This is a genomic window from Pseudoalteromonas sp. SG41-5 (assembly GCF_014164495.1).
GTDB classification, from domain to species: Bacteria; Pseudomonadota; Gammaproteobacteria; order Enterobacterales; family Alteromonadaceae; genus Pseudoalteromonas; species Pseudoalteromonas rhizosphaerae.
The window spans coordinates 24,557-38,800 of record NZ_JACJFH010000045.1 but is presented as its reverse complement, the minus strand read 5'-3'; the positions used below and the strand labels follow the sequence as shown (position 1 = coordinate 38,800).

Below are 14,244 nucleotides of genomic sequence, written 5' to 3'. Positions count from 1 at the left end.
AATGCAAGTCAATTCCACCATATAGTTTCATACCAAGCTCCTCGGATTCAGTTTATGTTTTGGTCAACACAACTGTATCGAAAAACTCGAGGAGCTTTCTATATGATTATCAAATCTTGACTTCAGACATCAAATTCACACGGCAAACTTATAAGCTGCTTTTAAAATGCCGGTGACTTACAAGCTAATTAATCTCTAAGTTAAATTAAGGAAAAGGATTTTTTGTATTAATTATAAAAGGCATTAAACGTATTTGGTTTTGGTTTACGCTAGTTGTATGTCCATTTTTGATTATTTTAGGCATGGCTACCTTTGGATACAAGGGCTACCTGCAATCAAGTTTGATATTGCTGTTAATTAATACGCTGGCGGTTATTGGTAGCCCAGCTACAGATATAGGCAACACTAATACATTACTGTTTTTACCGATATTATTTTCAATCTCATTTGGTGGTGTCTTATTAGGCGTAAGAAAGTTAACTTTAAAACACGTTTTGTAGACGAATGACTTGGTGAGGTTTGAGGTAAGCTTTTTTTTATTAAGCAATAAGGTGTAGCAGCGCTTTGCTCCCTTTGTGAAAAAAGCCTTTAAAGAGCTATTTGCACAAAGAAAAATGAAAGAGGAGCAAACGAGAAGAAAAATAGCCTTTCACATTGTTTGTTTCCTCTAACAGCAAAGCGTCTCTTAGTTCTCCTTGTGAATAAAGCTCTTATGTTTAAACCTAATGTGGTATCAAATAGTTGTTACAAACTTAGAATCAAAGCGCTTCAAAAATGGCTGCAATGCCTTGCCCACCGCCAATACACATTGTGACTAGCCCATATTTGCCATTAATTCGTTTGAGTTCGTACAAGCATTTAGTTGATAAAATTGCGCCCGTTGCGCCAACAGGGTGGCCTAAGGCAATTGCACCGCCATTCGGGTTTACCTTATGCGCTGGGAAATTTAACTCGTTGGCAACGCACAGAGCTTGTACTGCAAAGGCTTCGTTAGACTCAATTACATCCATATCATCAATGGTTAAGCCTGTTTTTTCAAATACGTGTTTTACCGCAGGAATTGGGCCGGTGCCCATTAACGAGGGATCAACGCCCGCTCTGGCATAACCTATTAATCGACCAAGAGGTTTTAAGCCTTGCTCATTCGCTTTTTGCTCAGACATGAGTACCAACATGGCTGCGCCATCGTTTATACCTGATGAGCTTGCTGCGGTAACGGTTCCATCTTTTTTAAAGTAGGGCTTTAAGGTAGCGAGCTTCTCGGTTGTGGTATCGGCTCGCACGTGTTCGTCAGTATCAAAAATATGGCTGCCACTTTTTGATTTGATTTCAATAGGGAGTATTTGCTGTTTAAAATGGCCTGCAGCAATCGCTTTTGCTGCTTTGTGATGACTTTGAGCTGCGTAAGCGTCTTGCTGGTCGCGGCTAATAGTGTATTTATCTGCAATGTTTTCAGCGGTTATTCCCATTGGATTATTATCCCATGGGTCTTGTAATGTGGAGGTGAGTTCATCTTGCATGATGCTATTGCTCATTTTTTGCCCCCAGCGATTACTTTCGAGGGTATAAGCTGAGTTACTCATGCTTTCAGCTCCGCCAGCAAGGGCTGCGTCTACATCACCTAATTGTATTTGTTGTACTGCTTGTATAATGGCTTCAAGGCCAGAGCCACATAATCGGTTGAGAGTTACTGCGTGACTACTAATAGGTAACCCCGCATCTAGCCCAATGACTCTTGAAAGGTATGCGTCTTTAGGGCCGTTATGAATTACTTTACCGACTACAGTGGAGCCAACTTGGTTGGGTGATAGCTTGGCTCTGGCTAGTGCTTCTTTCGCACATAGAGTGCCTAGCTCGGCGGGCGTGAAATGTTTAAGGCTGCCACCAAAGCTGCCGATAGCGGTACGAACTGCGCTTAATATAACTACGCTATTGTTATTAAGTTTTGTCATTATTTTCTCTTCTTATTTTTAAACTTTATTCGCTTTGTTATAAATGAAGCTACTTAAGAACCAAAGGGATCTAAATTTTAGGTAATTCATCAAAACACAATTAAGCAATAAACAAAAGTAACAGCCGTATCCTGTTTGTTAATAAAGCCTATCAATTTATTTGAACATATAGATAAGTAATATGGCTTTTTCTAGATTTTAAAATAATTTATTTAGTTGGGCTCTCATTTTAACGATAACCCAATGTTTAATTTATAAATAATAAATAAGTAAGACACTCACCTTAATTTTTGCATTTTACAAAGCTAAATACTAAGTTTTAATTAGTGTGAAAAATAATCATGGTGCCGCTACAAAGTATTATCACTGTATTTCACGTTGTGTTCGCCGAGCATTTTTATGTGGTGAAGACTGCTTTACAGGAAAGTCTTATGAACATCGCAGAGGGGGGCAAAGGCAAGTTACTTGCTTTAGTCGCAAAGACATTTTGTATTTATATATGTGCTAACGCCGTAATGAATAACCAGCAAAATGTAGCAACGTTAACAACAGCGAAAAACTACTGGCCAGTACTTATACCCAGCTAAAACGTCAAATATTGCCCCAAGGCAAGGGTTTGCATGTCAGTAATTTTGGATTTGTAGAATAAAAGCTTCCCAAGATAATTGTAAATGTAATTTTGAATGAGTTTTAGGCGGTAAATTGATTTGATCTGAACTTATTTGATGCTATTTTTAGGTGATTTTAAAATGGGGGTGTCATTTTTACTTGTTACACCGCTTCGCGGCATCAAAATTGTCGTAAAACTCAGCGTTAGTTCTCAAGGATGAAAATTTTGAAAATAATTATAGTTTGCATTTTACTCGTATTGTTCGTGTTCTATTGGATTCGTCCACTGGCTAACCCTGAAATTACAGAATATTATCCTCCAATCATATATTCTGATGAGACCTATTTTTCAATTACGATCCCTGTGGAAATTGATTTAAAGGATGATAAGCGATCATTCGCAGAGTTGTTTAATGCCTACGGTTTTAGCGGCAATGGCCCATCTATAGAGCAAGTTGTGAGAGCAAATACACATTTTGCATCTGTTCAATTTGATAGCGAAGGTGATGCATTTTTTATGTATACGTCAAATGAAGAGCAGTATTTGTCGATTTTAAATGAACTACGCTGTATGGAAGAAATTGCCTGTTTAAAAAAGTGGGTTAAAACCGCGCGATGGGTGTTGATTAAAGAGTGAGAGCAAATCGGATAGCCGGGGGTCTCTAACATCAAGCCCCAGACTGCTCATCATGCGCTTTTTATTAATAGCAAGTGCAATGGGCGGATCATCTCCCATCATGAATATTGATCCAAATATCTCTCAATGACACTAAACCTTGTGACGCTAAATAGTCATTGCCTAGCGCAATGTTAATGCCTTTTGTTTTTGAGCTTTGACAAGAGCTTTCGCTTCCAAGCGCCTACTTTTGGTACTGGTGATACCACACTATATGGATATGGCGAGTCGATCACTAACCTTCAACTTGATTAAACTGCGTATCTAATTAGTGCGTACTATTTTTATAAAAAGCACCACTGTCGCCTGTAACACATTATTACTAAACGGGGGATCTTGTGTTCTAAACCCACGGTTAGTCGATAAGCGTTGGAAGACTGCAAGTAAGTTACATCGACAGAATGAAGCTCAAAAAGACAGCTCAATAGGGCTATGACAGCTTTTTATTTAAGAAATGGTAAAAGGTTAGGCTGTATTGAGCCTGTTTGCTTGTAAGTAAACTGTGCAATATTACAGTTTAAAATGCATGAATAAATTGACCTTACACGGAAAAACGAAAGTAATGCTTTCATTGCATTATGCGGCAACTTTATTGTCTTGCTCATAATATAGAAAAGCTACTTGCTTAAAACGTCAACCAAACAAAAAGCTGCGCATTGCAATAATGCACTTTTTAGTGTGTTTGTTATTTAGGTTTTTTATCATGAGTTGTTTATTTGCATGATAAATTGAGAGCATGTTAGGGGACACAGTAAAATTACCAGATAAAAATCATGTTTAGTCTGAGATTATTAAAAGTGGGTGTCTATTTTATTGTTATGGTGGGTATTGCTAGTGGTTAATACTAGTCGTGTTAAGTTACTGACCATTTATAGCGACAGATAAATACAGTGATAACAAGGCAGGAATTTTGACATGTAGTTGTTCTCGGCAATTGCTCCTGCATTGCTCTACCTCCTGCATCCATGCTGTCGTACATAAAAAATCACTAACGCAGTCAGCACTTTATTTAGCCCGCTAGAATGGTTAAATATTTAAGTCGATTGGTATAAGGTATGGCTGAGTTATTCTCTTCACCCCCACCACTTTATGGTCGAATTAACGCGTTACGTTAATTTTCAATTTACCCCACAAAAAAAGCCAGCGATGCTGGCTTTTTTTGTGGGGTAAATTTGATAATGATAAACAGGAAAGTTATGAATTACCTGAACCTTGGGTAAGGGATTTATTATCCTAAGTTCAGATTAATTACAGCCTTTTTGAATTGGTTGTGTTGTGACATTTACGACGAAGTCATTGTAGTCTCTGTCGTTTTGATCTTCCCAATATTGCTTAGTACCACTGGCTTTATAGGCTGTTTTAAGATTGTTTGCATTACCGTTCACGGAAAGTACGTAAACGATTGAATCACTGGCTTTAACGTCGTAATAACCTGATGCTCCATGCTCATCTAACAATTTAATATATTGGTTATTAACCTTAATACCCCAATCATTATTATAACCAGAATTTTCAGAGATAAAAGAGTAACTGATCCGTGTGTAATTCTCGGCAATACACTGAGCATCATCATTTAAGATAGACGCTGGTAGAGAACTTGAACCAGTTACATTAAGCTGAGCAACGGCATTGACGGTAAAGGTTTTAGTTTCACTATAGTCATCGTTATCAATTGTTGGGATTGTAAATGAAGCAGTTGTTTCACCTGCCGCAATAGTAATGACTTGATCAGAGAAACTGTAGTCGCTACTTGTTGCTGTTCCTGCTGAAGTCGATACATAAATATCACTATCTTGTTCATAACTATTGCTTAGCTCTAGTTTATAAGATAATGCGCTACCTTCGTCTACTGAATCAACAATAGGTACAATAGTAAAGCTTGGAATATCTGACACGGTGCAAACTGGTGCATCGTAGCATGCAACTGATTCGTTAAAATTAGTTGCTAAATCATTTAAACGTACTGGAAAATCTGCAACATGGCAGGTATTGCCAGTGTTTTTATTTACTTTGTACAACTCAGATTTATTAGAATGGCCTAGATCAGTTAAAATAGTTCGGCTTAATACAATATCACCTTGCTGGTTAAGTGCAGCGCCTGTGACAGTCGTTAAGTTGTGATCAGATAATTTTGTTGCCGTAAGTTCCTGCACATTCACAGTATATAAACTTGTACTGGTGACTAAGATTAATTCACCATTTTTAAATACCATGTCACCACGCCAGATACCTTGGTCATTTTCAAGGCCTGTAATATTTCCAAGTAAAGTTGTTTCGCTAGTTTCAGGATCGATCGCGTATAGCTTATCTTTATATGATCCAAGTAAGCGATTATTTTGTTGGTCATACACTAAACGATACATGTTACTTGTTCTGCCAACTTCAACATGTTCGTTTGTATCTAAATCAACATAGGCCAATTTGATGTACTTAAACTTACTGCCACTAATAGGTAGAGATTTGAGCTCTGTTGAATTAAAACCTAAGTGCTCAACATCTACTTGATATTCAATAGGGCGAGGTGCTGAGATGTAATACAAGCGATTTGTTTCCGGAATATGAGCAAGCGCTGAAGAGCTGTATTTAGCTCTAGAATGTGCTTGAGTTTGTTGTGTATATTCGTCTAGTTTAAATATAATACCGGTGTCACCGCGTCCAGCATTAATACCATAAAGTTGACCGTTACATTGGTTTGCATGCGCAACTTGCAAAGATGAAAGGATAGCAACAGACAGGGTTGTAATTTTTAGCGTTGTTTTCATTTAGAGTAGGCCTTTTAACGAGGATCCATTGTTACAGCTATAGTTAGTCTGAGGTAATTACAATTTGGTTTATAGCTGCCTATCCTTGTTCCCAAAATTGTATTGCTTAATTCCTATAAGCCGAGCGCATCCGTTATTAACCTCAAAGTATTGTACAATTATCCTAATGGTTGATTACAAAAGCAACATATCTTAACGAACGGTTGGCATTTATACACGAAATGCTGGCTAAATTGAGGTGTTTTATAATACTAAAGGCTTTATTTTGTATCTTTAACGGGGAATTTTAAGTTGTGGCTATTTTTGTTCACGAGCAAGCTGGTTAGGTAATAACTGTTCAATGATTTCACGTGCAGGTAACGTATAACGCACACCATCAAACATAACAGATGTAAATTCATTAATGCTAGTAATACCTGTAAGGGTCCAACCTTCACCGCGCTTTGGGCAATACACTGTGGTTGTAGGTTGTATTACTTTAAATTCGTCATTCATAATTAGCTCAGTTATTAACTTGTATGGCGGGTATCTTAAGGGAATAATAGCGGGCTTTAAAGCCGTAATTTAATTTTATTTATGAACAATGAGTTTGCACTAAGTCGAATCACATTAAAGCCAATTAAGCATAGGGACTGTAGTGCGTTGTGGGCTATTTTGTCTGAGCCGTTAGTTGCTCAGTTTAATGACTATGCAGTGCCACTTGCACGTGATGACGTAAAACAACTGATCCAAGATGATATTACTGGCATGTATGAAGGAAATACGCTGCGCTTTGGAATGTACTTACTAAATACGTCGACCTTGATTGGCTGCATTGGTTTATATGATATTGAAGAAGATACTGCTTGGTTAGGTTTTGAGTTGTCACCAAATCATTGGGGGAATGGGTTTATGTCTGAAGCATTAGCATTTATGCTAACAAATATAACAGCCGTTGTTGCGCAGTTAGGCAATGAGTTGAGCATTACTAATTTACAGGCGAAAGTGGCGACAGAAAATAGCCAAAGCCAGCAACTACTTCGCCGTTTTAAATTCACTCATGTAGCGAGTGAACAATGGTTGTATCAACTGTAAATCACACTTTGTTACATAACGGTAGTTTAATTAAAAATACAGAAAGGGTATTGTTTTTAAAACAATCTTTACCTGAAAGCTATGCTGCTATTAAAAAAACTAAATCGCACTGCAATCATAATTCTATTGAGTACAGCCGGCTTCATTGCATGCGCTATTGTCATTTATAAATATAACGCGCATTACACGTCAAATTTTAAAGACATCACTATTTATTCTCAGGTATTGGATGAAAGTAGGAAAGTGTTTATTCGTTTACCTAACAATTTTGAGCCAAATAAGCGCTACTCCTTGATCATTAGAACCGATGGTAACTTTAATCTTACGCAGTGGGATTCAGTAATGGCTGAGTTACCAGCGCAGCAAGATACAATTTTAGTGTCTATTCCTAATCAATTTTGGACCTTTACCAGAAATCGTGATTTAGTGCCGCCGTATGCACGCCAAGATGTGAATACCCAAGCAAGACCAGCAAGTGAAAATTCACCAGAATTATTTGGTCAAGCAGATCAATTTTTGGCTTTTATTGAAGGTGAGTTATTACCGTATTTAGAATCACATTATAAGCTAGATAATAATCGTGTTTTGTCGGGTTATTCAGCAGGAGGGAGTTTTGTTTTATACACTATGAGTACAAAACCTTGGTTGTTTAACGGTTATTTTGCATTTAGTCCGGCTGCTTGGTACGACGATATGACAGTTGTAAAAGAGTTTGAGCGATTCTTATCGCAACGAAGCCTCAATACAGCAGATAACATACCGCTGTCGCTTTATATAACAGTAGGAGGCGCCGAGCATCCATTAATGTTAAGTGCCTTTGCTGGTCTTAATAATAGCCTTAACATATATGCTAATGAAATTATCTGGAATAGCAGAATTAATGAAGGTTTAGAACACTTGGAAAATCCAGTGGTTAGTGTTAAGCAGGCACTCGATTTCTATAATTCATCAATAAACTAATATGCTTAACTAAAGAATAAGATAGTAACAAATCTGCGTAACAAACAGCAAAAGAACACATCATACTAAAAGTTATTAATTAAGATAACTTTGCATAAGCGTTATTTTTAACTAAAAGATGTCAAAAGGAATTATGAGCTTGATAAATCAAAGTTAGTAATTCGATTAAACGTATCACAAGAGTTATGCTTATTTGGCTATGGAGGGATCTTCATTGATACAACGATTTACTAATAGGGCAGTTACAGAGTTCTTAAAGTAATCAGGTTCAGGTCAAATAAAAATGCACTTAACCACATAGAAAAGCGCTATTACTTTAAGTTAAGCTTTTAACTTAAACAAAGGGTAAGTTAAAAGCTTAAATTTAATGCCCAAAGTGAAACACAGCGTGAAATAAGTTGTCGCTAAAGAATAGATATTTTGCTGGTTAGTTGGCGTAGCATTTTTTCAGGTTCTGGCGCAGGTTCATTTAACCCTGAAATAATGGTCATAAAATAACAATCTAACATCACACTTGCTTTTATATCGTCAAACTCTTGCTGTTCATTGAACAGCCGTTTTTTAAACTCACTCATTTGCTGTTCAAAAAAAGCAGCTTGCCAAATCATATCGCTTATCAATATTTTACTAAATTCAATGTTATTACAATAAAATTCAAACAACGGTAGGGCATAGTGACGTAACTTAAGCCTTGGTGCATGTTGGCGATCAGTTAAACTAGCCTGATGAATGATCGTATCTATTTGTTGCTGCATTCCTGCTTTTAGTAAGTCGATTTTATTTTCGAAATGACTAAACACAGTACCAACGGCCACATTAGCCGCTTTTGCAATTTCTCGTGTAGATGTATGAGCATAACCTTGCTCTAAGAATAACAGCCAAGCCGAGGTAAGAATTTTATTATAGGTTTGCGTTTTTTTATTCATTGTATATCAATTAATTATATTTAACTTGTGATAGTAAAGATGAAGTTACTTGAAAAAGTGACTGCGCTCAATTATATTTGTGAGCGCGCTCATTTAAACAAGGAACTTATATGAACTTTATCAAACAAGTTATTGGTTACGGACTATTTATCCCATTTATTATTTTTTATTCTTACATGCTAGGACCATTACTTAAAGCAATTTTATTACCGGGGGGAATTTTAATGTTATGGATAATTTTAGGACCTAAGGAAGGTTATTTGGCTTTGACAAAAGCGTTTGCAACTAAAGGTAAAGCAAAAAAAATGTGATCGCAGCGGGTGCTAAATATTAGCAAAGCAGGCTGATTAAATAATCAGCCTGTAAGTGTTCTAGTTATAATGTGTAATGAAAACCAAATGCAATGCCATCATCTTCTGATAGACCCATTTGATATTCTTGTTCTTTATCGGCACTTGAAAAATCACTAAAGTCTTTACGTGCTTCAATGTAAAAAATCGTATCTTCGTCGAATAGATAGTGAAAGCCAAGTACTGTAAATTGACGTTTAAAGTTGTCATTAGGATCGGCATTAAAATTTGGCTGGATCACGTAATCTGTTCCAGCATCATAGACGTTATATGCAATGAAGGTACGAATGTCATTATCAAACTTATAAGATAATAAAGACTCTACCCCAATCGCGTCTTTGATCAGACGGCCTAAGTTATCGGTATCATGATTTTCATTTTTGTTGATATTTGCGGCAAAATAAAGGCCATCATTGTTGAAGTTACCCCAAGTAACGCCTGCGCCATAAATAAAATCATTAACAGACTGAATTCGTCCTGCGGCGTAATTTACGGTCAGTTCTCCGCGGTTAAACCCAGCAGAAAGTTTTAAGTCGTCGCTTACTGAATAGGTAACGGCTGCCCCATAGGTTGAATTAAATTCTACTTGTTGAGCAAGATCACTGCCATTTTCCCACAAAGTCTGACAAGCAGCTTCAGAAATGGCTTCGATATCGCAAGTATAAAAATCATTATTTTTAAATTGCACTTGTGTTGCAATACTAAAATCACCGAACGTATTACGATACTGCAATAACTTGTCACCGCGCCCGGTACCATTAATTGCACCATCGTCTTTGTTGTAGGTGTAAACACCGGCTGCATTACCATCCCAAACTAGGCTATAGTTAGTACTATAAACTACGTCGTACCAAGCCCCCCATTGTTTACCAATTGTCACTTGTCCGTATTTTTCATGTGCTATACCTACATAACCAAGTCGGTTATATAAAAATTTATCTTGAATAGATTCAAAGCGGTTGTTATAGATAATATCGCTACTACCAACAGGGTTTACACCCCATTCTAATAAGGCTAAAGCTGACCACTGATCTTTTAGTTTGCGACTAAAATCAAAGCTAATCCGTGATGCACCATTAACTATTTCAGTTTGCCCTTGTGTGTGGATTATTCTGGCGTCAATAAAACCACCGATGGTTAAATTGTTTTTTCCGTCATCATAAACCTCAACAGCGTTTACGCTCGGTGCTATCAAAGCGCTTGCGATGATGACCCCAATTAATTTTCTATTCATTTAATATTGCCTTGTGTGCTATTTATCATTGTCCTTTGGTCGCGCAGACTAACAAAGCTAAATTAATGGCTAAAGTGAAAAAATATCATCAAAAAATGATAGAGGAAATTTGAATTGTTAATTTATGTTCTTTTTGTGTGCAGCTACACAATACTAGCATAATAAATTGACCTAAATTAGCTTATTTCGATGGACAGCAGCTATAGCCCACGAAGCTAATAATTCATGGAAAAATAAGCCTATTTGGTTTACACTCCAGCCAATTTTATTTCTTTGATTTTCCCCGTTGGAGGGTAGCGCTATCATCAGTACAGCTAACATCACCATGCAATTTGGTGCTAAACCGTTATTTGAGAATATTTCAGCTAAATTTGGCGAAGGTAACCGTTATGGTTTAATTGGCGCAAATGGCTGTGGTAAATCAACATTTATGAAAATCTTAAGTGGGGAATTGGAACCGTCAGCTGGTAATGTAAGTACTGATCCAAATGAACGTGTTGCTAAACTAAACCAAGACCAGTTCGCTTACGAAGAATATTCAGTTATTGACACTGTGATAATGGGCCACAAAGAGCTGTGGGCGATTAAACAAGAGCGTGATCGTATCTATAGCTTGCCTGAAATGAGTGAAGAGGATGGCATGAAGGTTGCCGATCTTGAAACTGAGTTTGCTGAAATGGATGGCTATTCTGCAGAATCTAAAGCCGGCGAGCTACTAATGGGCGTAGGTATTGCAACTGATCAGCATTACGGTCCGATGTCAGAGATTGCTCCTGGTTTTAAACTGCGTGTGCTTCTTGCGCAAGTGTTATTTTCAGATCCAGATATCATGCTACTCGATGAGCCAACTAATAACTTGGATATTTATACTATCAAGTGGCTCGAAGATGTACTGAATCAACGTGATTGCACAATGATCATCATTTCCCATGACCGTCATTTCTTAAACTCTGTATGTACGCATATGGCTGATATTGATTATGGTGAATTGCGTATTTACCCAGGTAACTATGACGAATATATGTTTGCAGCAACGCAAGCTCGTGAACGCTTATTAAGTGAAAATGCCAAGAAGAAAAATCAAATTGCTGAGCTACAACAGTTTGTTTCACGCTTTTCAGCTAATGCATCTAAAGCAAAACAAGCAACATCTCGTGCCAAGCGAATTGACAAGATTCAATTAGATGAAGTTAAAGCATCGTCACGTCAAACACCGTTCATTCGTTTTGAGCAAGAAAAACAGTTATTCCGTAATGCCCTTGAATTAACAAACTTAGGCCAAGGTTTTGACGATATGCTGTTCACTGGCCTTGAAGGCTTAGTTGAAGTAGGCGAGCGTATCGCTATCATTGGTGAAAATGGGGTTGGTAAAACAACACTATTAAATACTTTAGCAGGTCGTTTGGCACCGAAGCAAGGCGAGTTTAAATGGTCTGAAAACCATAATATCGGTTATTATGCGCAAGATCATGCTGATGAATTTGCCACCGATATGAACTTATTTCAGTGGATGGAGCAATGGCAGCAAGAAGGCGATGATGAACAAGTTGTTCGCAGTTTCTTAGGCCGTATGTTGTTCTCACAAAATGATATTAAAAAGTCTGTAAAAGTAATATCTGGTGGTGAGCAAGGCCGCATGCTATTTGGTAAGATTATGATGCATAAACCAAATATCCTATTAATGGATGAGCCAACGAACCACATGGACATGGAGTCAATAGAAGCATTAAACCTTGCGCTAGAAGCATATGAAGGTACGTTAATGTTTGTATCTCACGACCGTCAATTTGTATCCTCAGTTGCAACCCGTATTTGGGAAATCAAAGACGGCAAAATAATTGATTTCAGAGGTACTTACTCTGAATATTTAGCCAGTAAAGAAGGCTAAAGCTCAATTTACATACTGATCAAAAAGCCATGCTAGTCATGGCTTTTTTGTTACTCGATATTCGCAATTTAACAATTAATACGTGTATAATGACCGCCTTTAATGCGGACATAAGTCCGCTATAGGTATTAAAACCATTACTGAGGAGTATTTATGACTGTTGGCATTATTATGGGTTCCAAGTCAGATTGGCCAACTATGGAACATGCGGCGATCATGCTAGATAAATTTGGCATCGCTTACGAAACTAAAGTTGTATCGGCTCATCGTACTCCTCAACTACTCGCTGATTACGCAAGTTCAGCAGCAGAACGTGGTATTAAAGTAATTATTGCCGGTGCCGGTGGTGCAGCGCATTTACCAGGTATGGCCGCTGCTTTCACATCGTTACCAGTATTAGGTGTGCCGGTTAAGTCTAAAACGTTAAATGGCATTGATTCATTGCTGTCGATTTGCCAAATGCCAAAAGGTGTTGCGGTAGGTACATTAGCAATTGGTGAAGCTGGTGCTGCAAATGCAGGATTATTAGCTGCACAGATTTTAGGTTGTCAGCAACCGGAGATATTTGCCAAAGTTGAAGCGTTCCGTAAAGAACAAACCGAAACTATTTTAGCTAACCCAAATCCAGCAGAGTAATATGACTATTTTAATTTTAGGAGCCGGCCAATTAGCACGTATGATGTGTTTAGCTGGTGCGCCATTGAATTTAAATGTGGTTGCGTATGATGTTGGTAGTAAAAAAATTGTTCACCCATTAACTGGGCAAATCTATACTACAACGTTAGAGCAAGCCATTGTAGATGCTCATGCGATCACTGCTGAGTTTGAGCATATTCCTGATGATGTGCTAACGCTATGCTGTGCAAGCAAAAAGTTTTATCCGGGTAAAGCCGCGATTAAAACGGGTGGCGATCGCGCCCTAGAAAAAGCATTACTAAGTAAAACCGCGGTTAAGTGCGCACCATATCAGTTAATCACTGAAAAAGCCCATTTAGAACAAGCCGTTGCTAGCTTGGGTAAGCCATTAGTGATCAAAACCTGTCAAGCCGGTTACGATGGAAAAGGCCAGTGGCGTTTAAAATCAGATGATCAAATTGAGCAGATATGGTCACAAATGGCTGATTTTATTGCCTCCGGTACTGAATCCGCGCCACACACTATTATTGCCGAACAAATGATCCCATTTGATCGTGAAGTATCAATCATAGGTGTTCGCGATAAAAGAGGTAATACCGCTATTTACCCACTTACTGAAAACCAGCATACCAATGGTGTTTTAACCTTATCTATCGCCGGTAAAGAAAAATCTGTGATTCAACAACAAGCTGAAGATGCATTTAATAAATTGGCTAATGAGCTTGATTACGTTGGTGTATTGGCGATTGAGTTTTTCGATGTGGCAGGGCAGTTATTGGTCAATGAAATTGCTCCTCGGGTTCATAATTCTGGTCATTGGACCCAACAAGGCGCGCATTGCAGTCAATTTGAAAATCATATGCGTGCAGTCTCTGGGCTGCCATTAGGTAGCACACAATTACAGCGTGTTACGGCAATGGTGAATGTGCTCGGACAAGCCGCGATTCCTCAGCAAGTACTAAGCATTGCTGAGGTTACGAGTCATTGGTATGGTAAAACAGCAAAGCCTGGTCGTAAAATGGGCCATATTAATGTATCTGCTGCGAACCTTCATGAGTTAGGTGAACGCTTAGCACAATTGTCGGAGTATCTTCCGGAGGAAGATTATCCCGGCGTATTAGCGGCCAGCACCGCGTTGATTTTAAATTAACTAAAAAAGCCGAGTTTATCTCGGCTT

13 protein-coding genes and 1 pseudogene are annotated in these 14,244 nt (G+C 38.0%); 9 read left to right on the top strand and 5 right to left on the bottom strand.

Annotation, left to right across the window (positions count from 1 at the left end):
- Positions 1–233: 233 nt before the first annotated feature.
- The gene (locus H5232_RS24225; RefSeq protein WP_310736878.1) at positions 234–500 is read left to right on the top strand and encodes a DUF6419 family natural product biosynthesis protein; all 267 of its coding nucleotides are present in this window, start codon (positions 234–236) and stop codon (positions 498–500) included.
- A 258-nt stretch (positions 501–758) separates the two neighbouring features.
- Here the strand turns inward: H5232_RS24225 and bktB are convergent, their stop codons facing one another.
- Complete coding sequence (bktB, locus tag H5232_RS13120; RefSeq protein ID WP_182784366.1) at positions 759–1,952, bottom strand: beta-ketothiolase BktB; 1,194 nt, start codon at positions 1,950–1,952, stop codon at positions 759–761.
- Between the two features lie 322 nt (positions 1,953–2,274).
- Here bktB and H5232_RS13115 point away from each other — a divergent pair.
- A pseudogene (locus H5232_RS13115) lies at positions 2,275–2,488 on the top strand (hypothetical protein); the annotation flags it as partial.
- Positions 2,489–2,826: 338 nt separating this feature from the next.
- Complete coding sequence (locus tag H5232_RS13110; protein WP_182784368.1) at positions 2,827–3,198, top strand: hypothetical protein; 372 nt, start codon at positions 2,827–2,829, stop codon at positions 3,196–3,198.
- A gap of 1,283 nt (positions 3,199–4,481) precedes the next feature.
- On the opposite strand, the gene H5232_RS13105 is transcribed toward H5232_RS13110, so the two are convergent.
- A complete protein-coding gene (locus tag H5232_RS13105; RefSeq protein ID WP_145233333.1) occupies positions 4,482–5,999 on the bottom strand; it encodes a Calx-beta domain-containing protein in 1,518 nt (505 codons plus the stop codon).
- A 297-nt stretch (positions 6,000–6,296) separates the two neighbouring features.
- Entirely contained in the window at positions 6,297–6,494 is a 198-nt protein-coding gene (locus tag H5232_RS13100) for a hypothetical protein (protein ID WP_145233335.1), read from the bottom strand.
- 81 nt (positions 6,495–6,575) lie between these two features.
- Between H5232_RS13100 and H5232_RS13095 the strand changes: the two genes are divergently transcribed.
- A complete protein-coding gene (locus H5232_RS13095; RefSeq protein WP_182718859.1) occupies positions 6,576–7,073 on the top strand; it encodes a GNAT family N-acetyltransferase in 498 nt (165 codons plus the stop codon).
- 81 nt (positions 7,074–7,154) lie between these two features.
- Positions 7,155–8,033 (top strand): alpha/beta hydrolase-fold protein, encoded by an 879-nt coding sequence (locus H5232_RS13090; RefSeq protein ID WP_182831019.1) that lies wholly within the window; start codon positions 7,155–7,157, stop codon positions 8,031–8,033.
- A 404-nt stretch (positions 8,034–8,437) separates the two neighbouring features.
- Here H5232_RS13090 and H5232_RS13085 read toward each other — a convergent pair whose 3' ends face one another.
- Entirely contained in the window at positions 8,438–8,959 is a 522-nt protein-coding gene (locus H5232_RS13085; protein WP_149981170.1) for a TetR/AcrR family transcriptional regulator, read from the bottom strand.
- 110 nt (positions 8,960–9,069) lie between these two features.
- Here H5232_RS13085 and H5232_RS13080 point away from each other — a divergent pair, with 110 nt between their 5' ends.
- Complete coding sequence (locus H5232_RS13080; protein ID WP_182740530.1) at positions 9,070–9,270, top strand: hypothetical protein; 201 nt, start codon at positions 9,070–9,072, stop codon at positions 9,268–9,270.
- 64 nt (positions 9,271–9,334) lie between these two features.
- Here the strand turns inward: H5232_RS13080 and H5232_RS13075 are convergent, their stop codons facing one another.
- Entirely contained in the window at positions 9,335–10,543 is a 1,209-nt protein-coding gene (locus tag H5232_RS13075) for a porin (protein WP_149981168.1), read from the bottom strand.
- A 301-nt stretch (positions 10,544–10,844) separates the two neighbouring features.
- Here H5232_RS13075 and H5232_RS13070 point away from each other — a divergent pair, with 301 nt between their 5' ends.
- The 3 genes from H5232_RS13070 (at position 10,845) to H5232_RS13060 (ending at position 14,217) form a co-directional block, all read left to right on the top strand.
- A complete protein-coding gene (locus H5232_RS13070) occupies positions 10,845–12,431 on the top strand; it encodes an ABC-F family ATPase (protein ID WP_145233417.1) in 1,587 nt (528 codons plus the stop codon).
- 153 nt (positions 12,432–12,584) lie between these two features.
- Complete coding sequence (gene purE / locus H5232_RS13065) at positions 12,585–13,067, top strand: 5-(carboxyamino)imidazole ribonucleotide mutase (protein ID WP_145233343.1); 483 nt, start codon at positions 12,585–12,587, stop codon at positions 13,065–13,067.
- Position 13,068: 1 nt separating this feature from the next.
- Positions 13,069–14,217 carry a 5-(carboxyamino)imidazole ribonucleotide synthase gene (locus H5232_RS13060; protein WP_182767442.1) on the top strand — a complete coding sequence of 383 codons (1,149 nt, stop codon included), beginning with the start codon at positions 13,069–13,071 and terminating at the stop codon, positions 14,215–14,217.
- Positions 14,218–14,244: the final 27 nt, after the last annotated feature.